The sequence below is a fragment of the Glutamicibacter endophyticus genome (assembly GCF_048457885.1).
GTDB classification, from domain to species: domain Bacteria; phylum Actinomycetota; class Actinomycetes; order Actinomycetales; family Micrococcaceae; genus Glutamicibacter; species Glutamicibacter endophyticus.
This window is the reverse complement of record NZ_CP174200.1, coordinates 1,209,848-1,229,611: the sequence shown is the minus strand read 5'-3', so window position 1 is coordinate 1,229,611 and position 19,764 is coordinate 1,209,848. Positions and strand designations below refer to the sequence as shown.

Here is a 19,764-nt window from a genome sequence, read left to right as displayed (position 1 = left end):
TTCCCGGCGACGGCCGCGAAGTACAACACCCGGCCCGATCAGCGCTCAATGGCTCTGGTCAGGCCGGGTGTTTTTGCACCGCGCCGCCTATGCGGTCTGTTCGACCAGCAGCCCGTCGAAGACCGTGGCCAACTGCTCGGTCGCCTCGAGCGGCAGAATATGCGCGACATACTGATCCGGACGGACGATAACCACCGCACCATCACGGCTTACCTGGCGGGCCTCAAAGATGTCGTTGCCTTCGAGCGCCGCGTAAACCTTCTCATAGTCCGTGAGGCCAAATTTTCCGGTGCTGGGCCGGAAGATCTTGGGCGCATCGGTGAAGTTAAATTCGGTGTACGGCTGTTGGTAGATGACCTTGATGTCGAAGACCGAGTCAATGTCGGAGTCCCGCGGAGTGAAGCGTTTGACCGGGGATTGCTCGGATTCGGCCAACCACTGCGCCAGTGCCTCAACCTTCGAATCGTGGCCCGGGGCCGGTGCGTCGGCGAAGACATAGATACGGTAGCGTCCGTCGGCGCGGTGGTGATGGCCCAACTCGACCGGGTTGTTATCCCCCAGCCGAGTTACCGGCGCGGATTTGAAGCGCTTGCCGACCGGGTAACCGCCAGCCAGCTCTTGGTAGTTGCGGTCGCCGGTCAGGATCGAGGGCTGGTACTCGGTCATGAACCCCGCCGGGAATTCGGCGGTTCGGACGTAGAAATCTTCCAGGTAACTTGGATCCTCGAAGTCTTCGGGCTTAGCGGCCATCAGCGAGGACCACTGCTTGTCGAAGTCGATCAGGTTTTGCGCGATCACCTGGCGTTCGGACGAGTAGGTGCCAAGCAGCTCCGGTTGGGCGCGGCCCGAGAGGACGTAACCGAGCTTCCAGGCGAGGTTGAAGCCATCCTGCATGGAGACGTTCATCCCCTGCCCGGCCTTGGCGGAGTGGGTGTGGCAGGCGTCGCCGGTGATAAAGACGCGTGGGTGACGCTGGCCGGCTTCCTCGGTGAGCACATCGTCGAATCGGTCGGTCAGCCGGTGGCCGACCTCGTAGACACTGTGCCACGGCACGTCGCGCACATCGAGCGTGTAGGGGTGCAGGATCTTTTGCGCGTGGTCGATGATTTCCTCCAGCGAGGTCTGCCGCACCTTGCCGTGATCTCCCTCGGGTACTTCGCCGAGGTCGACGTAGAGGCGGAAGAGGTTGCCACCCTCGCGAGGAATGAGGAGGATACTGCCCGCCTCGGACTGAATTGCGCACTTGGTGCGAATATCGGGGAAATCGGTCACGGCCAGGGTGTCCATCACGCCCCACGCGTGGTTAGCCTGATCGCCAGACAGGGTGCATCCAATGGACTGGCGCACACCGCTGCGTGCTCCGTCGGAGCCTACGACATACTTGGCCGCTACCGTGCGTTCGGTACCGGTGTCGGGGCCGTCGGTGCGTACCAAGGTGGCCTTGACCGGATATTCATCGCCTTCAACAACGCTCAAGGTCTTGAACTCCCAACCGTAGTCGGGGGTGATGCGCGCCGGCGAGTGCTGCGCGAATTCGGCAAAGTAGTCCAGCACGCGGGCCTGATTGACGATCAGGTGCGGAAACTCGCTAATACCGTGCTCGTCGTCCATGGCTCGTGCCGTGCGCACGATCTTCGAGGGGTCCTGCGGGTCGGGCTTCCAGAAGATCATTTCGGTGATCCGATAGGCCTCGGCCGTAATACGCTCGGCGAACCCGAAGGCCTGGAACGTTTCGACGCTGCGCGCCTGAATACCGTCGGCCTGACCGATGGCCAACCGACCCGGTCGGCGCTCAATGATGCGGGTATTCACGCTGGGGAACTGTGCCAGCTGGGCGGCGGTGATCATGCCCGCGGGCCCGGAACCAACGATCAGCACGTCCATCGTGTCGGGCAGGTCGGCGGGGCGATCAATGCCCACGCCGGCGGCCGGCTGAATGCGCGGGTCTCCGGAGACGTACCCATTGTGGTGAAACTGCACGGTGATGTCCTTAGTCTATGAGCGGGCCGACGACGTCGGCGACCATCGAGTTCTATAATCGAACAACTAATTCGTTTATCGCACAATCACTATAGGTCAGGTGTGAACCGGCGCACAAGATGCCGCGAAAACTCATCACCTCACGCGTCGCACAATCCCATCGGCGACAAGCAACTCCCCTGCTCCTCCCGGATGCTCAAGGAATCGCTGACGCCACCGCGGATCATGCGAAACACTACAGATGGCACCCGGATAGTGCACCAACGCCTGCTCAAGTTGTTCAACCACGTCCGGCGCCAAATGATTGGTTGGCTCATCGAGTAATAACAACGGCGACCGGGCACACAGCGCAATCGATAGCTCGAGGCGCCGCCGCTGCCCCACCGACAGACTGGCCACGGGTTCCAGCAACAGTTCTCCAGCCAATAACCCCACGCGCAGGAGTTCCCGCGCGGCATCTTCGGCATAAAGCTGCAGCGCCCGGGCGAAGGTGCTGAGCACCGTACGCCCCTCGTAGCCTTGGTTGCTTTGCCGTAGCCACGCGGGATCCACCGATGCTCGACGGACATAGCCTCCGGAGCTCAGCGGCGCTTCGCCGGCGAGCGCACGAAGGAGGGTGGTTTTTCCGGCCCCATTCGCTCCCGACACCAGCCATCGCTGCCCGTACTCAATACGCAGGTCTCCGATGATTAGATCCGGCGCCGCGACCACGGCATCACGCAATTCAACCAGAGCCCCGCCGTCGGTGACGGATGATTCTGGTGCGTGCTCGGGGAGCGCGAAGGCGAGCGCTGGGGCCGGTGCTTGCACCGGGTCCCCCTGCAACATGGCGATTCGGGCCTTGGCCTGGCGCACTTTGCTGCCCGAACCATGGGCACGGTTTCGTTGCCGGAACTCCCCATGCCCGAATCCGGCCTTGGGCGCTTTACGCGGGATGGCGGCCGTCCTGGCCGCATTCTTCTCCACCAGACGGCGTGCATCCTGAACTTCAGCTTGCCATCGCTCAAAGCGCTCCGCTGCGACTTGTCGTTCCCGGCGTTTGCTCTTCAGGTAGGCATCGTAGCCAGCACCGTAATGAAGCAACGTACCGTCATCGAGTTCGAGCACTTCATCGGTGAACGCACGCAGAAAGTGGCGGTCGTGGCTGGCCACCAGCAGGGTTCCGCGAAACTGCTGCATGCGAGCAACGAGCCACCGCAAGGCCGATTCGTCAAGATCGTTGGTTGGCTCGTCGAGCAGCAGGAGATCCGCCTCGGCACTCAGCGCACAGCCCAACGCCAGCCGGGCGCGCTGACCGCCCGAGAGGGCGGCGGTGGAGTACTCCCAACGGAACTCCCCCAATCCCAGCTGAGCCAAGGCTCGCTGGGTGCGGCGGCGCCAGCCATCGGCACCATGACTGTGATAGAGCTCGTTCACGGTGTTCCACTGGGCAAGGAGCCCCTGAGCCTGGGCCCCGGTAGCCTGACTCAGCCGCTGTTCGATCTGGCGACGGAGCTCTTCAAGTTCGAGTGCCTCTCGATGGAAAGATGTGATGACGGCGCCCACGGTGTCGAGCGTCGCAAAGTCGGGGTCCTGCGCGGCGTAAGCAATGCCGCCGGGCGCGACGATCTGACGCGTACCGACCTCGGCGCTCAGCACCCCGGCGATGATGCCGAGCAGGGTGGATTTTCCACTGCCGTTATCGCCCACGAGAGCAATCCGGCTATGTTGCTGCACAGTCAGATCGACGCCACGCAACACATCATGCTCGGCGAAGGATTTGTGGACGCCAGCCAGACTCACCGCGGGTTGGTTTGGGGTTGTAAGGGAGGAAGTAGTCACGAGGATCTCCTCGTCCGGCAAACGAGGACACCAGTCGTCGAGTGCCGGAAGAAAGTAGGGCGCCGTAGCGCTAGGAACAGAAGCTAGTGCGCCGCACACGCGGCGGCGGTAACAGCGGAGCCTTGGCTCAACGCAACGCACATCACTAGCTGTAGTACAACGTTCCCATGAACCAAGGCTAGGTCAGTCGGGACGGTCCGTCTACCCCCATCTCTAGGAACAGCGCCTGACGTTGGCCGCTAACGGTCCGTGGGTGCACTGCCCTGATCTGTTGGACGCTGGCGCACCGTGACAAATGAAAGGCCTATTCGCGCCAGTCTCGGGAAGTTGAGCCACGGAGGGTCGGTGGCGCCGGAGAGCAGGTCGCTACGGTTTGGCGTCATCAACTCGAGCTAGCTGTACGAAAGTCCCCTGAATGGATTCTGTGTAGTCGGTGAAGATGGGTGCACCGGCGAGACGCGTCGGTTAGCGTAAGGATCGCCACCCAGTACAAAGCTCTTCCTAGAAAGGAAAAGACATGAGTGACGCAGAGAAGAACGCACACCAAGGCGTCGGACCAGATAAGACGCCCGAATCCAGCGAGAACAAACCCAGCGTTCCGGATCGGGAGCAGGATCAGTCCGCACCGATTCCTTTCGCTCACGACGATGACGAGTCTGAGAACGACGAGGAAGAGTAGTCCACTAGCACTCGATGCCCACCGTACGTTGTACGGTGGGCATTTCTCATGATGAGCCCAAGGATTCATTGCCAGGAGGCACGTAACCGCATCGAAGTTGGGCATACGTTCCCGGTAGCCATTGCTTCGCGGAGCTCAGGACTATGGCTTTCGTTGAAATGCGTGCAGCGCCCGCACGGCACTCTTCGACCTACCGCGTATGCGTAGAACGCTCAGCAAGGTCAACCGGTAGCCAACGTCTCACGAGTCCACTGTATACAGAAAATCCCGCCATTGCTGACGGGATTTTCGATGACCTTACGGTCCAATATTTACTTCTTCCGGTCGTGCTTTCACACGATCCTCGTGGTCGGGCTAACAGGATTTGAACCTGCGACCTCCTGACCCCCAGTCAGGCGCGCTACCAAGCTGCGCCATAGCCCGATGCCTTCGCAACCGTTCTCCCCTAACGTGAGATCAAGGGTACCGCCTGCGAAAAGCTCCTAGACAAGCCTACACCATAATTCGGACTACCTTGTACGCCCACGCTTCTCGCGGATGCGCATGGAGACCTCAATCGGGGTTCCTTCGAAGCCAAAAGTCTCGCGCAGGCGGCGCGTGATGTAGCGACGGTAGCCCGGATCAAGGAAACCGGTGGTGAACAAGACGAAGCGCGGCGGGCGCGCCGAAGCCTGGGTGCCGAAGAGAATACGTGGCTGCTTACCACCGCGCACTGGGTGCGGATGGGCGGCAACAAGCTCGCCAAGGAAGGCGTTGAGCTTCGAGGTCGGAATGCGCTTATCCCAGGACTCCAGCGCCGTCTCCAACGCCGGGACAAGCTTGTCCTTGTGCCAACCGGTACGCGCCGAAATGTTTACGCGCGGCGCCCACTCGATGTGCGAAAGGTCACGATCGATTTCCTGCTCCAGGTAGACGCGACGATCCTCGTCCATGGTGTCCCACTTATTGATGGCCAACACCAGGGCGCGCCCGGCTTCGATGGTCATCTGGATGATGCGCACGTCCTGTTCGGAGACGACCTCATCGGCGGCCAGCAGCACCACGGCCACCTCGGCCTTCTCCAGGGCCGCCTGGGTACGCAGCGAGGCGTAGTAATCCGAACCTACCGCCATGTGCTGGCGACGGCGGATACCGGCGGTGTCCACGAATCGCCAGACCTGGCCGCCGAGCTCAACGAGCTCATCCACCGGGTCACGGGTGGTACCGGCGTAGTTATCAACGACCACACGCTCGGCACCGGCGAGCTTGTTCAGCAACGAGGACTTGCCCACATTCGGGCGGCCGATCAAGGCGATACGGCGCGGGCCACCGCGCGGGATCACTCCCCCGTAGGCCGAGTGCTCCGGTAGCTTCTCCATGACAGCGTCGAGCAAGTCGGCGGTACCACGGCCGTGCAGGGCCGAAACCGGCCACGGCTGACCAAAGCCTAGGCCCCACAGCACCGCGGCCTCGGCTTCCTGGTTGAAGTCGTCGACCTTGTTGGCCACCAGGAACACCGGCTTCTTCTTGCGGCGCAGCATCTTCACCACGGCTTCATCGGTGGCCGTGGCCCCCACGTGGGAGTCGACCACGAAGACGATCGCGTCAGCCACATCGGCGGCAATTTCTGCCTGCTCGGCGACCGAGGCGTGAATGCCCTTGGCGTCGTGCTCCCAGCCACCGGTGTCCACGATGGTAAAGGGACGGCCCATCCACTCGGCCTGATAGGAAACGCGGTCACGGGTCACGCCCGGCACGTCCTCCACCACGGCTTCGCGGCGGCCGAGGATGCGGTTGACCAGCGTGGACTTACCGACGTTGGGGCGGCCGATAACGGCCAGTACCGGCGGGATGACGACGTCTGCGTCATCGGCGGAGGTGTCATCCAGCCCGGCCAGCAGGGCCGCGTCCTCCTCGTCCAGCTCGTAGTCTTCCAGTCCGCTTAGCAGCGCCTGGGCACGGATCGCCGCGTCGTCGTCGCTCAGCTCGGCCAGGCGCTCGGCGATATCGTCGCTGGCGGCGGGGATGTAGTCCTCGTCGTAGGCGGGATTGTTCTCGCTCATATTTTCCCTTTCGGACCGTGGCCGGTTTCGGCCAGCGGCGTTGATCTTCGTCGGCTCTCGCCGAGGATGGGCACCTAGGTGGTTTAGTTCTAGCTTTGTTGTGCCGCGCCGATGGCGTCAAGCACAGCCTGCACGGTCTGCTCGAAGTCCAGCTCCGAGGAGTCCACCGTGATGACCCCGTCGGCCGCGGCGGTAAAGTTCACCACGGTCGAGTCTTTCTTGTCTCGTTCAATCACCTGCGTGGCCAGTTGTTCCTGGCTCTGCTGTCCGCCCAGCTGCAGGCCACGGCGGCGCAGTCGGGCCTCCTCCGAGGCGGTGAGCAGGATGCGGGCCTGAGCGTCGGGGGCGACCACCGTGGTGATGTCGCGGCCTTCGGCAACGATCCGCTCGTGTTCGGCAATGATCTGCTGCTGGCGGCGCACCAGTTCGGCGCGTGCCTGCAGGTTGGTGGCCACCGCAGAAACCTGCTCGGAGATGCGCGGTTCACGAATCTGCTCGGTCACGTTCTGCCCGGCGATCAGCACCTGTTCGTGATCGGGGTCGGTCGAAATCTTCAGGTCCGCCTGCTGGACGGCCTCGGCGACGGCCTGCGCGTCATTCAGGTCGGTCCCCTCGGCAAGCACCGCGAAGGTCACCGCGCGGTACATCGCCCCGGTATCCAGGTAGGCGGCGCCTAGGCGTCGGGCGACGGCCTTGGAGACCGAGGACTTTCCCGACCCGCTGGGACCGTCGATGGCCACTACCAATGTGTTTTCGCTCATTGCGCTACCTTCCATCCGTTGCTGCTGAGCACGCTGATCAGTTCCTCCCGGCGGCCTGGAAGCACCGAAATGTCCACCAAGCCGACCTGATAACCGGCCGAGTGTTCCATGCGCAGATCTTCGAGGTTGATCCCGGCCTCACCGATTTCGGCAAGCAGCCGCGCGATCTGTCCCGGCTTGTCGTCGACCAGGACGGTGACCTGCGCGAAGGCCTGCGGCGGTGCACCGTGTTTGCCCGGGATACGGGCGTGACCGGCGTTGCCTTCGGTCATTAGCTCGGAGAGATCCAGCAGGGCTCCAGGGCCCTTCGGATCCTTCAACGTGGCAATGAGCCGGTCGAGATCCTGCTTCATCCCGCTGAGAATCGGAATCAGTGCCTCGGCGTTATGCGCGAAAATCTGAATCCACAGCTTTTCGTCGCTGGCCGCGATGCGCGTGGTATCCCGCAACCCGTTGCCAGCCAGCGCCAGTTGATGCGCCGGGGCGTTGAGCAGCCGGGAGGCGATCATCGAGCTGGCCGCCTGTGGGAAGTGGCTGATCAGCGCCACCGATTCGTCGTGCTCGCGCGGGCTCATCCGGTGCACCGTGGCCCCTAGGTCGATGGCCAGCGCCTCGGCGGTTTTGACCGCCGAGGGAGCCGCCTGCTCATGGGCGCACAGCACCCACGGCATGGCGGTGAACAGCGCCCCACGCGCGGCCGAGGGGCCGGACTTTTCACGCCCGGCCATCGGGTGGGTGCCCACGTAGCGGGCCAGAGCTTCGGGTTCCACGCGCTCATCGGCGCGGACCGCGTCGAGAATCGAGCCCTTGACGCTGGCGATATCCACCACTACGGCGCTCGGGTAGTCCTCGAGCGCCTGCACCACAAGTCCCGCGGTGACATCCGGTGGCGCACCGATAACGACGAGCTCCGGGGCGATGGGCTGCTCCGTATCCAGTGCATACCCGGCCCCGATGTCCACGGCGATCCCCTGTGCGGTAGGGGAAATATCGCTCAGGTAGACATCCACGCCCTTCTGGCGCAGGCCAAGTCCCACCGAGGTTCCCAGCAGGCCGGTGCCGATCACCAGCACCGGCCCGGCCAGATGCGACGATCCCATGCTTACATCCCCACCAGTGCCATCAGGTGTCCGACCTCCTGGTTACCCAGCTGACGGATGGTGCCCTGCTTCTGATCGCCGAGCTGAACCGGTCCGATGGCGACGCGTACCAGACGCTGAACCGGGTGACCGACGGCGTCGAACATGCGGCGCACAATGCGGTTTCGTCCCGAATGCAAGGTGACCTCGACCATCACGGATTTCGGGGTGGTGTCAATGATGCGGAAATCGTCCACATTCGCCCAGCCGTCCTCGAGCTTCACGCCCTGGCGCAGGGTGTTTCCCACCGAGCGCGGCAACGGTCCGGGCACCTGCACCAGATAGGTTTTGGGCACCTCGTACTTGGGGTGCTGCAGCCGGTTGGCCAGTTCACCGTCGTTGGTCAGGATCAGCAGGCCCTCGGTTTTGTAATCCAAGCGGCCGACGTGGAACAGGCGCAGCGACTGGTGCTGGTTCTTGAAGTAGTCGGAGATGGTGCGGCGACCCTCGGGGTCATCCATCGTGCACATCACGTGCTTTGGCTTGTTGAAGACGAAGTACTTCAACGCGGTGTTCAGCTGCAGACGCATCCCGTCCACATGGATGGAGTCGCGTTCCGGGTCCACCCGGGCGCCAAGTTCGACCACGAGCTGGCCGTTGACTTCCACACGCCCCTCGGTGATCATCTGTTCGCAGACGCGGCGCGAGGCGACCCCGGCGTTGGCCATCACCTTTTGCAGGCGTACGCCGTCCTGCTCGCTGTTCGCCGCGGCCTGGCTGGCGGCACGGGCCTGAGCCCGGGCGCGCTGCGTCGGACGAGCGTAGTTACTGGGCACCGACTTCCCGAAACGCTCCTTGGCAAAGGCGCGCTCGGACTTGCGGGCCGGGGCCGCGCTCTCGGACTTTTTGCGCCCCTGCTGGGCACCGGGCTTCGACCCGGAGGCCGCCCCCTTGGCGTATCCCTTGCCAGCGGCGGAGCCGGAGGGCTTACCGCCGGTGGGCTTGCCGCCGCGCGGGCCGCCCTTGGCGCCGAAGTTCTTTGCGCCGCTGTTCTTGGCCCCGAAATTTTTGCCGCCGCGGGCCGGACGGCCGGAGGAGGAACGGTTATTCATGCTGTGGGTATCCCCTTGGTCAGTCGTTGAGCGTACCTATTGTCTCGCCTTGGCGCTTAGGCCAGGTCGGTTGCCGAGTCCAGCGATTCGAGGTCCTGCACACCGGGCAGGTAGGGAGCCAATGCCGGAAGTTCGTCAAGCGAATCCAGCCCGAGCCGTTCCAGGAAGTACTCGGTGGTCACATACAGGGTGGCCCCGCCTTCGCCCACCTCGCCATAGGCGGCGATGAGCCCGCGGGTCTGCAAAGTGCGCACCACGGAATCGACGTTGACACCTCGAATCGCCGAAATACGTCCACGCGAGACCGGCTGTCGGTAGGCGATGACAGCCAGGGTTTCTAGGGCCGCCTGCGAAAGGCGTGCTGTTTGCCCGTCGAGCACATAACTGGAGACGAATTCGGCGTAATCGCGCCGCGAATAGAAACGCCACCCGGAGGCAACGCGTCGCAATTCAAATCCGCGCAAGCGATCGGTACTATCATACTCGCTAGCCAGCGCCTCTAGGGTCTGGCTGACGCGGGCTTCCGGGACCTGAAAGAGTTGCGCCAAACGCCCTACCGACACCGGCGAGTCGGCCACCATCAGCACCGCTTCGAGCCCGGCCGACAGGCCCCCTGGCAGCTCGTCGATGCGGGGAACCTCACTCATGATCCTGCTCACCTTTCGCCTCGTACTCATCCTCCAGCGCCTGCGCATCGAAGCTCACCTCACGGTGCAGTTCGACGGTTAACTCCCCCAGCGCATGCTCCTGCGAGAAACTCACGCTGCACTGGCGAAACATTTCCAGTAGCGCCAGGAAACGAACCACCCGCACCAGATGGGTATCGGCGTCGGCGACCAGCTCGACGAAGGTGGCCCTTCCGCGCTCAACCAGCATTGCCTCAATAGCCTGCGCTTCCTGGGCAATGGTGACCGCCGCCCCGTGCAAGTGCCCGACCCCCACCTCGGTGGCCGGTTCGGGTTTCGGAGCCAGCGCCGCCTGGGCTAAGGCCGCTAACGCGTCCGGTGACAGGTCAAAGACCAGCGGGGGCAAAAGCTGGGCGTACTGCTCCTCGAGGGCCACATCGCGTGGGTGCCGCGAGGACAAGGCATCGTAGCGATCGGCGATCCACCCGGCCGCCTCCTTGAAGGCCTTGTACTGCAGTAGGCGGGCGAAGAGCAGGTCGCGCTCCTCGAGTAGTTCGAAGTCTTCCTCACTGGCCATCTCGCCGCGCGGTAGCAACCGAGCGGCCTTGAGATCCAGCAGGGTCGAGGCGACCACAAGGAATTCGGTGGTTTCATCCAGCACGCGCAGGCTGCTGTCATCCGCGGCGGCCTGCAACTGCTTGATATAACCAATGAACTCGTCGGTGACCTCCGCCAGCGCCACTTCGGTGATTTCCAATTCGCGCTTGGTAATCAGGTGTAGCAGCAGGTCGAAGGGGCCGGAGAAATTCTCCAGCGCGAGGCGAAAGCCCGCGGACTGCTCGGGCGACGCGGTCTGCGGCCCGGGAACTTCCGGAGGCACGCTGACCGGTTCGGCGAGCATCGTACTCATTAGGGGGCGCCACCACGGTAGATCAGTTCACGCGCCAGGTTGCGGTAGGCCTCGGCCCCCGGGTGGTTCGCCGCATACGAGGTAATGGGCTCGGCGGCGACGTTCGCGTCGGCGAACTTAATGGTGCGCTTGATGACCGTCTCGAAAAGCTTCTCCCCGAAGGCCTCGTCGAGTCGGGTGATGACCTCGCGGCTGTGCAGGGTGCGTGCGTCATACATCGTCGCCAGCACACCGTCGACCTCGAGCACCTGATTGAGGCGGTCCTTGACCTTGTCGATGGTTTCCATCAGCAAGGCGACCGCGCGCAGGGCAAAGAACTCGGCCGTCAAGGGGATGATGACCCCGTGTGCGGCGGTCAGCGCGTTGATGGTCAAGAGCCCCAAGGAAGGCTGGCAGTCGATCAGCACCACGTCGTAATCATCGATGACATCGCGCAACGCACGTTCCAGTGCCTGCTCACGAGCGACCTCGTTGACCAGCTGGACTTCGGCGGCCGACAGGTCGATGTTGGCCGGCACCAGATCGATGTTCTCGGTCTCGGTATTGCGAATCACATCGCGAATTCCGGTGTTGCGATCCATCAGCACGTTGTAGACGGTCAGCTCGAGTTCGTGGGGGTTCATCCCATAACCAGCCGAGAGTGCGCCCTGCGGGTCGAAATCGACCAGTAGCACCTTGCGTCCGTACTCGGCTAGCGCCGCGGCCAGGTTGATGGTCGAGGTGGTTTTACCCACCCCGCCCTTTTGATTCACCATGGCGATGACGCGGGCCGGGCCATGCGAGGGCAACGGTGCCGGCTCCGGGAAAATGGTCAGGGGTTTGCCGGTGGGACCAACGGGCTTGGGCTCTTTCAGCAGCCCGGCGCCGCGGATTTTCCCAGCTTGTTGCTCACTCACGATCGAAGACCACACTTCCGGCTCGGTTGGTACGTACTTACCCTCAAGTTTATGGCGTGGGTACGACAAGATTCGTCGTTTTTGCCCGTCACGGCGAGCCTTTACCTTGAACCTTAACTCAAAGCTTGGGGGTCAGCTGAATGTGGTGCGGCGGCGGAAATTTGCTCGGCCGCGTGATCGAAAGCCAACGGCAACAGGTCCTCAGCCGCCACGCTGCGTGGGCCCGAGGAAGTCGGCACAATCACCCGGATCGTCGGGTAGGCATCGGCGAGTACCTGCCTGCACCGGCCGCAGGGACTTTTGACGCCGCGACCGTGATTGCCCACTGCCACGATCACTTGCGGATCGCGAGCCCCAGCGGCCCGCGCGGCGGCGAGCACGACAAGCTCCGCGCAGGGTCCCCCGGTGAAGTGATACAGGTTTACCGCGCTATGTCGCGATCCATCGCCGGCCACCAAGGCCGCGGCCATGGTGTGCCGCCCGTCTTGCCCGGGACCAGCATCGGTGTTGCTCTCGATGGTGTGTTCGGCGAGCGCGAGCAGGGCCCAGTCATCGTCGGTCAGTTCGCGGGCCGAGGCCGGCAAGTTTTCGTTCATGACAGGATCCTAGACCTCCGCTACGCCGTGCAGAACCGTGCACGGCGTCCAGTAGTGGACCGATGGCGCCCCACCACAACACTGCTGCACGGTGCGAGGCACCGTGCAGCAGTGTTGTTTAGACGTTCTTCCCTTCTAGTGGGCCGTCACGTCCATGCTGGTTTCATCGAAGGGCCGCTGGCCGCCCAGCACGGCACGAGCCTGAGCAATATCCAGCTCGCCGGTCCATTTGCCGATGAGCAAGGTGGCCACCGCGTTGCCGGTGAAGTTGGTCAGCGCACGAGCCTCGGACATGAACTTGTCGATACCCACGATGACACCCATCCCGCCGAGCAGCTCCGGACGGTGCGCTTGCAGGCCTGCGGCAAGGGTCGCCAGTCCCGCGCCGGTGACACCGGCCGCTCCCTTGGAGGCGATGATCATGAACACCAGCAGACCGATCTGTTCGCCGAGGTTCATCGGCATGTTCATCGCGGTCGAGACGAACAATGCGGCCATGGTCAGGTAGATCGCGGTGCCGTCGAGGTTGAAGGAGTAGCCGGTGGGCACGGTGATACCTACCACCGGCTTGGAGACACCGACGTGTTCCATCTTGGCGATGAGCCGCGGCAGGGCGGACTCGGAGGAGGACGTCGAGAAGATCAGCAGGTATTCCCGGGCCAGGTACTTCAGCAAGGCGAAAATGTTCAGGCCCGTCACCAGGCGCAGCAGGGATCCGAGGATGACGGTGATGAACAGGGCGCAGGTGAGGTAGAACGCGCCCATCAGAATGGCCATCGAACCGATTGCGGCCCACCCGGTGGCACCCACCACGGCGGCGATCGCACCAAAGGCACCGATCGGAGCGATCCACATGATCATCATCATGATCTTGAAAACAACCAGCTGAATGTTCTTCACCGCGGTGATCACGGGCTTGCCGGCTTCGCCCATGGACTGCAAGGCGAAGCCCACGAGGATCGCCAGAACCAAAGTGGGTAGCACCGGAATGTCACCGGGGATCATTTCCAGCAGGAAGGCAACGGTCGCATTTTCCTGGCCACCTCCGGACTGGTACGGAGAAAGCTCCAGACCCTCGCCCGGGTGGATCACGTTACCCACGAGCAGGCCGATCCCCAGTGCAAGGGTGGACATGGCCAAGAAGTACAGCATCGCCAGACCGCCGACTTTCCCCACGGTGGCTGCTTTGGCGATAGAGCCAATGCCCAGCACAATCGTGCAGAAAATGACCGGGGCAATAATCATCTTGATCAAGGCCACGAAGCCGGTACCCAGCGGTTTGAGCGCCTTACCGACGTCCGGAGCCACGAGGCCAAGCGTGGCCCCGAGGACCACTGCGGCAATCACCGCGATATACAGCCAGTGGGTGCGATCCTTGCGGCGCTTGGTGGGTTGTTGCGGCTCGGGGTTCCGAGTCATGGTCTGGGCCATAGCGTGCTCCTTGGTGCTACACAATGATGTGAGGCGCCGATGTCGACGCGGTGGTCGTCACGGCGGACTCAAGTAGTTCGTCACCTATCCTGCGCGCTAAGGTGATCAGGGTCTCATTTGCGTTCATATTGAATATGGCGGCGTCTGAGCACGCGGTTAGCGATCAGGAAGGCGGCGGACAGGTGAAAATCCGTAACTCCCGGGCACCGATGGCCCATCTGCAACGTCACGCCGGCCTGACTCGCGAATCGTGGAATTTCGCCGCACGTATCTTTGCCCTGCAATTGATCATTGCGATTCTCACCGTCGGCGTCTTGGGTGTGCTCTCCTTCGACCGGCAACGCCATACGGTCACCGAGGATCGTAAGGCGCTGGTTGCCACCGTGGCGCTAAGTTTGGCCAACGATCCATTCATCCGAGAAACGTTGGAAGAGCCCGACCCGTCCCGACGCCTCGAGCCCTATGTGGAACGGCTACGTCTGCGCGCCGGCACGGTGGATTTCATTACCGTGATGACCCCGGAAGGGCTACGCGTGACCCACCCCGATCCACGGCGGATCGGTGAACCCTACATTGGGTCCATCGAGCAGGCACTGCGCGGGGAAACTCAGGTTGAGCAATACACCGGCACGCTTGGCCCTTCGGTGCGGGCGATCACCCCGGTGCATAGTGCCAGTGGCGAGATTGTGGGCATGGTGGCAGTGGGAGTGACGCTACAGTCACTGCGCGACCTGTACTACGACACGGTGCCGCAATTGATCGTGGTCAGTCTGGCGGTGTTCACACTGGCCGCACTCTTAGCCTGGGCCTATTCGCGGTATGTCCAACGGGCAACCCTGGGCTTTGGCCCCGGTGGCTTGAAGCGGCTCTACGCCTTCTACTTTTCCGCGCTGCATTCGGTCCGCGAAGGACTAGTCCTGTTGGATAACCGCCATCGGATTGTGCTGAACAACGACGAGGCCGCGCGCATTCTCAATCTGCCACAGCCGCTACCACCACAAGGACTTGATCCGCGAACCCTATCGGTACCCGAACCGCTGCTCGACCTGATGCTCACCGGCCGTGCCGCCACCGACGAACTCCTGCTCACCGACACCGGAGCGATTGCCACCTCGCAGGCGGCGGCGACCGTCGAGGCCGAACTGCTCAGCAAACGCAGGCGGCGCCGTCGAGCACTAGTGACCCGGCACGATCCGCTGCGCATCGGGTACGTGGTGAGCATGCGCGATCTGAGCCAAGTCCAGGAACTCACCGGTCAGGTCCAGTCCCTGCAGACCCTCACCTTGGCGCTGCGCGCCCAAACCCATGAGCATGCGAACCGCCTGCACACTATTGTCACGATGATCGAGAACGGCCAGGCCGAAAAGGCCCGCGACTTTGCCCTGCTCGATCAGAGTAACGCTCAGGCACTCACCGACCGGCTCGTGGGCGGAATCGACGATTCCTATCTCTCCAGTCTGCTGGTGGCCAAAACCGCCGAGGCCCATGAGCGAGGAGTGTCGCTGCGCATCACCACCAGTGGCACCCTGGCGCCGGACCTGCTCGACGCCAGCGACCTGATTACCATCGTGGGCAACCTGCTCGATAACGCGCTCGACGCCTCGGTAGGGACCGCCGAAGCAACCGTCTACCTCGAAGTCACCACGCTGGCCACGGAGGTTATGATCGAGGTCGCGGATTCCGGTGCCGGAATCGACCCGGCCTTCATCGACCGCATCTTGCGTCTGGGTGTTAGTTCGAAACCCGGCGAGCGCCCACGGGGTTTCGGCTTGGCGCTCGTGCAGCAAGCGGTCGCCCGGCTGGGCGGCAGCTTACATATCGACAACGATGCCGGGGCGATCTTCACGGTCACCTTGCCACTTCCCCACCACCCCGCCGAGCCCACCGAGCCCACCGAGCGCAGGAACCCATGAACCCCGATAAACACCCCTCCGCTAGCGATACCCCTGCGATCAGGGTGCTTGTGGTCGACGACGACGCGCAGACCGCCGCCGCCCACCGGGACTACGTCGAACGGGTCCCCGGATTTACCGTGGCGGCCGTTGCCACCAGCGGGCAACAGGCCCTGACGCTACTAGCGGATTCGGGCGCCGACTTCGACCTGGTCCTACTGGATATGACCTTGCCGGATCTGCATGGCATCGACGTGGCCCGGCGCATCCGGGGTCTGGGGTTGACCATCGACATCATCGCGATCACGGCGGTACGCGATGTAGCGGTCGTTCGTTCCGCGGTGGCCACCGGGATCACGCAATACCTGATCAAGCCCTTTAGCTTTGCGGCCTTTGCAGAAAAGCTGGAGAACCATCGCAGCTTTAGCGCCGCGCTGGGCACTCCGCGGTCGGACACCGATCAGCGGATGGTGGATTCGGCGTTCTCGGCCCTGCGCAGCACGCCGGTCGCCAGCACCTTGCCCAAGGGACTCATCCCCGAAACCCTCGCCCAGGTGCTCGGGCGCCTCAGTGCGAGCACCGAGGCATACTCGGCGGCCGAACTGGCCGAAGAGCTGGGGCAAAGTCGGGTGACCGCGCGCCGCTATTTGGAGTATCTCACCGATACCGGCCAGGCTCTGAAGGAGCCACGGCACGGTTCACGGGGGCGCCCGGAGTACCAATATCGCGCCCGGAAAAACTGACGCCCCGCCCACGGTGTATACAAAACCGGATCGTTCGGCGAGAAAATCCGGGAAAATCCTCGCAAGCTGCCATATTGTGTATACACTGGCCCTATGAGAGCCAGCGAGAAGGTTTACACCGCACTACGCGAAGACATCGTGAACTGGGCGCTCGAACCAGGCACCATGCTCGCCGAGGTGGATATCTCCGAACGCTTCAACGTCTCGCGCACTCCGGTCCGTGAGGCACTGGCCAAACTCGTGGCCGACGGACTGGCCGCACCCCAGCGCGGCCGCGGCATCGTGGTCTCGGAGGTCTCCGCCGAACACCTGCACGACCTATTCGCGCTACGCCGACTGCTCGAATGCGAAGCCGCCCGGCTCGCGGCACGCAACGACGAGCACCGGCCCCACTTCGGCGAATTGGCCGAACTCTTCGCCCGCGCCGCCGAAGAACTGCCCGATGGGGTGGGCCGCGAAACCTACTACAAGCTCGTTGCCGACCTCGATGCGCACATCGACGCGGCCGCCGCGAACCACTACCTCACCGGGGCCCTCCGCTCCCTGCGCGTACACCTGCAACGCGTGCGCCGCATGGCCAAGGACCACCTACCGCGGCTGACCGAATCGGCCCGCGAACATGAAGCCATCGCTCGTGCCATCGCCAGCGGAGATGACACCCTAGCCGCGGCGAGTACCACGGTGCATCTACACCGCTCACTGACCCATATTTCTAGCCACGCCACCGTCATGGAAGGAAGCCAATGATCAAGCACCCCGTCCGCGTTTACCGCTCGGAAGAGAACCTGCCTCGCGAAGAACAACTGGCCCATAAGATCGCCCGGGTCGCCGCCGATCCGGTCGCGCTCACCGAGGAGGTCAAGGAGATGATCATCAACCGCATCATCGACAACGCCTCGGTGGCTATCGCCTCGCTGAACCGTGCCCCGATTGTTGCGGCCCGCGCGCAGGCGCTGACCCACGCTCCGTCCACTGGCGGGGCCGGGGCCAGCGTCTTTGGCATCGAACAGAAGGTCTCCCCCGAATGGGCGGCCTGGGCCAACGGTGTAGCGGTACGCGAACTGGACTACCACGACACCTTCCTCGCGGCCGACTACTCGCACCCGGGCGATAACATCCCGCCGATTCTGGCGGTCGCCCAGCACACCGGCGCCTCCGGGGAGCAGCTGCTGCGCGCCATCGCCACCGGCTACGAAATCCAGGTCAACCTGGTCAAGGCCATCTGCCTGCACAAGCACAAGATCGACCACGTCGCGCACCTGGGCCCTTCGGCGGCGGCCGGCATCGGCACGCTGCTGGGGATGGACGTCGAAACCATCTTCCAAGCTGTCGGCCAGGGCCTGCACACCACCACCGCCACCCGTCAGTCGCGAAAGGGCGAAATCTCCACCTGGAAGGCGCATGCGCCGGCCTTCGCCGGAAAGATGGCCGTCGAGGCCGCCGATCGCGCGCTACGCGGACAGACCTCCCCGGTGCCGATCTATGAAGGCGAAGACGGGGTGATCGCATGGATGCTCGACGGACCCGACGCCGCCTACGAGGTACCCCTGCCGGAGCCCGGCGAGGCCAAGCGTGCCATATTGGACACCTACACCAAGGAGCATTCCGCGGAGTACCAAGCCCAAGCCTGGATCGATCTGGCCCGCAAGCTGCACGGGCAGCACCCTGAGCTGACCGACCCGGCCAATGTCACCTCGATCCTCATCAAGACCAGCCACCACACCCACTATGTGATTGGCTCCGGGGCGAACGACCCGCAGAAATACGATCCGCGGGCCTCGCGCGAGACCCTGGATCACTCGATTCCCTACATTTTCACCGTCGCCCTGCAGGACGGCGCCTGGCACCACGTCGATTCCTATGCCCCGGAGCGCGCCGCCCGGCCGGATACCGTGGAACTCTGGCACAAGGTCACCACCGAGGAAGACCCCGAGTGGACCCGGCGCTACCACTCGCTGGATATTTCCGAGAAGGCCTTCGGCGGCAGCGTGGAGATCACTCTGTCCGACGGGCGCGTGATTACCGATGAAATTGCGGTCGCCGACGCCCACCCGCTGGGGGCACGGCCGTTCGCCCGCGAACAATACATCAACAAGTTCCGCACCCTCGCCGCCGGTCTGGTCGAAGAGGCCGAAATCGAGCGCTTCCTCGCCGCGGTCGAGAACCTGGAGAACTTGGGCGCCGGCGAACTGGACGCGCTGAACATCCTCGCCGCTCCCGGCGTCGTCGACGTGAACAACGCCCCCAAGGGACTGTTCTAAATGTTGTATACGACCACCACCCCGGCCGCCAAGCGGCGGGCGCTGCGCGAGATGCTCACCCCGGGTGCGGCCCGGCAGTTCCCCGGCGCGTTCAACCCCCTCTCGGCCAAACTGATTGCCGAGAAAAACTTCGACGGGATCTACATTTCGGGCGCGGTGCTGGCCAACGAGCTGGGGCTACCCGACATCGGGCTGACCTCGCTGACGGAGGTGGCCACCAGGGCCGGGCAGATCGCACGAATGAGTGATCTGCCGGCCATCGTGGATGCCGACACAGGATTCGGTGAACCGATGAACGTGGCCCGCACCGTGCAGGAGCTGGAGTACGCGGGTCTGGCCGGTTGCCACATCGAGGATCAGTTCAATCCGAAACGCTGCGGGCATCTCGACGGGAAGAACGTGGTGGACACCGACACCATGCTCAAACGCATCGCCGCGGCCGCCGATGCCCGTATCGACGAAAACTTCCTCATCATGGCGCGCACCGACCTTCGGGCCGTCGCCGGGCTTGAGGCTGCGATCGACCGGGCCAAGGCCATGGTCGACGCCGGTGCCGACGCGATCTTCCCGGAGGCCATGAAGGACCTCGCGGAGTTTGAAGCGGTCTGCAAGGCCGTCGACGTCCCCGTGCTGGCGAATATGACCGAGTTCGGCAAATCCGAGCTGTTCACCCGTGAGCAGCTCGCCGAAGCCGGGGTAGCGATGATCATTTATCCCGTGACCCTTTTGCGCAGCGCCATGGGTGCCGCCGAACGAGTGCTCGACGCGATCAGTGCCGAGGGCACACAGCAACGCGAAGTGGATAGCATGTTAACTAGGTCACGCTTATACGAGCTGGTCGACTACGAAGCCTACAACCGGTTCGACACGGGCATCTTCAACTTTCAGGTACCCGGGCTGGACATCGACACCAACAACGCCAACCTGTAGGAGGG

Annotated in this window: 17 protein-coding genes and 1 tRNA gene; 6 read left to right on the top strand and 12 right to left on the bottom strand. The window is 63.4% G+C overall.

The window, feature by feature from the left end; translation table 11 throughout:
* Window positions 1-87 precede the first annotated feature (87 nt).
* Window positions 88-1,980: an FAD-binding monooxygenase gene (locus tag ACJD00_RS05835; RefSeq protein WP_418908888.1), complete on the bottom strand. Its 1,893-nt coding sequence runs from the start codon at window positions 1,978-1,980 to the stop codon at window positions 88-90.
* 135 nt (window positions 1,981-2,115) lie between these two features.
* Complete coding sequence (locus ACJD00_RS05830; RefSeq protein WP_418908887.1) at window positions 2,116-3,801, bottom strand: ABC-F family ATP-binding cassette domain-containing protein; 1,686 nt, start codon at window positions 3,799-3,801, stop codon at window positions 2,116-2,118.
* 517 nt (window positions 3,802-4,318) lie between these two features.
* On the opposite strand from ACJD00_RS05830, the gene ACJD00_RS05825 reads away from it, so the two are divergent.
* Window positions 4,319-4,480 (top strand): hypothetical protein, encoded by a 162-nt coding sequence (locus tag ACJD00_RS05825; RefSeq protein WP_418908886.1) that lies wholly within the window; start codon window positions 4,319-4,321, stop codon window positions 4,478-4,480.
* Between the two features lie 346 nt (window positions 4,481-4,826).
* Here ACJD00_RS05825 and ACJD00_RS05820 read toward each other — a convergent pair.
* From ACJD00_RS05820 to ACJD00_RS05775, 10 genes are all read right to left on the bottom strand, one after another.
* Window positions 4,827-4,903 (bottom strand) — tRNA-Pro (locus ACJD00_RS05820).
* A gap of 86 nt (window positions 4,904-4,989) precedes the next feature.
* Complete coding sequence (gene der, locus ACJD00_RS05815; protein ID WP_418908885.1) at window positions 4,990-6,522, bottom strand: ribosome biogenesis GTPase Der; 1,533 nt, start codon at window positions 6,520-6,522, stop codon at window positions 4,990-4,992.
* An 89-nt stretch (window positions 6,523-6,611) separates the two neighbouring features.
* Entirely contained in the window at window positions 6,612-7,283 is a 672-nt protein-coding gene (gene cmk, locus ACJD00_RS05810) for a (d)CMP kinase (RefSeq protein ID WP_418908884.1), read from the bottom strand.
* Window positions 7,280-8,383, bottom strand: coding sequence for a prephenate dehydrogenase (locus ACJD00_RS05805; RefSeq protein WP_418908883.1), 1,104 nt, complete (start codon window positions 8,381-8,383; stop codon window positions 7,280-7,282). Before ACJD00_RS05805 ends, cmk begins: the two co-directional genes overlap by 4 nt.
* 2 nt (window positions 8,384-8,385) lie before the next feature.
* On the bottom strand, window positions 8,386-9,474 hold the full coding sequence (locus ACJD00_RS05800; protein ID WP_418908882.1) for a pseudouridine synthase: 1,089 nt from the start codon (window positions 9,472-9,474) through the stop codon (window positions 8,386-8,388).
* Window positions 9,475-9,530: 56 nt separating this feature from the next.
* The gene (gene scpB / locus ACJD00_RS05795) at window positions 9,531-10,121 is read right to left on the bottom strand and encodes an SMC-Scp complex subunit ScpB (protein WP_418908881.1); all 591 of its coding nucleotides are present in this window, start codon (window positions 10,119-10,121) and stop codon (window positions 9,531-9,533) included.
* Window positions 10,114-11,010 (bottom strand): segregation and condensation protein A, encoded by an 897-nt coding sequence (locus tag ACJD00_RS05790; protein ID WP_418908880.1) that lies wholly within the window; start codon window positions 11,008-11,010, stop codon window positions 10,114-10,116. Before ACJD00_RS05790 ends, scpB begins: the two co-directional genes overlap by 8 nt.
* Window positions 11,010-11,906 (bottom strand): ParA family protein, encoded by an 897-nt coding sequence (locus ACJD00_RS05785; RefSeq protein WP_309407925.1) that lies wholly within the window; start codon window positions 11,904-11,906, stop codon window positions 11,010-11,012. Before ACJD00_RS05785 ends, ACJD00_RS05790 begins: the two co-directional genes overlap by 1 nt.
* A 113-nt stretch (window positions 11,907-12,019) precedes the next feature.
* Entirely contained in the window at window positions 12,020-12,502 is a 483-nt protein-coding gene (locus ACJD00_RS05780) for a cytidine deaminase (protein WP_418908879.1), read from the bottom strand.
* Window positions 12,503-12,637: 135 nt separating this feature from the next.
* The gene (locus tag ACJD00_RS05775) at window positions 12,638-13,933 is read right to left on the bottom strand and encodes a cation:dicarboxylate symporter family transporter (protein ID WP_418908878.1); all 1,296 of its coding nucleotides are present in this window, start codon (window positions 13,931-13,933) and stop codon (window positions 12,638-12,640) included.
* A 182-nt stretch (window positions 13,934-14,115) separates the two neighbouring features.
* Here ACJD00_RS05775 and ACJD00_RS05770 point away from each other — a divergent pair, with 182 nt between their 5' ends.
* The 5 genes from ACJD00_RS05770 to prpB all read left to right on the top strand — a co-directional run bounded on the left by ACJD00_RS05770 (window position 14,116) and on the right by prpB (window position 19,759).
* The gene (locus ACJD00_RS05770; protein ID WP_418908877.1) at window positions 14,116-15,846 is read left to right on the top strand and encodes an ATP-binding protein; all 1,731 of its coding nucleotides are present in this window, start codon (window positions 14,116-14,118) and stop codon (window positions 15,844-15,846) included.
* Entirely contained in the window at window positions 15,843-16,568 is a 726-nt protein-coding gene (locus tag ACJD00_RS05765) for a response regulator (protein WP_418908876.1), read from the top strand. Before ACJD00_RS05770 ends, ACJD00_RS05765 begins: the two co-directional genes overlap by 4 nt.
* A 93-nt stretch (window positions 16,569-16,661) precedes the next feature.
* Entirely contained in the window at window positions 16,662-17,315 is a 654-nt protein-coding gene (locus ACJD00_RS05760; protein WP_418908875.1) for a GntR family transcriptional regulator, read from the top strand.
* Window positions 17,312-18,829 carry an MmgE/PrpD family protein gene (locus ACJD00_RS05755; protein WP_418908874.1) on the top strand — a complete coding sequence of 506 codons (1,518 nt, stop codon included), beginning with the start codon at window positions 17,312-17,314 and terminating at the stop codon, window positions 18,827-18,829. Before ACJD00_RS05760 ends, ACJD00_RS05755 begins: the two co-directional genes overlap by 4 nt.
* Window positions 18,830-19,759 carry a methylisocitrate lyase gene (prpB, locus tag ACJD00_RS05750; protein WP_418908873.1) on the top strand — a complete coding sequence of 310 codons (930 nt, stop codon included), beginning with the start codon at window positions 18,830-18,832 and terminating at the stop codon, window positions 19,757-19,759. It abuts the gene before it with no gap.
* Window positions 19,760-19,764 lie beyond the last annotated feature (5 nt).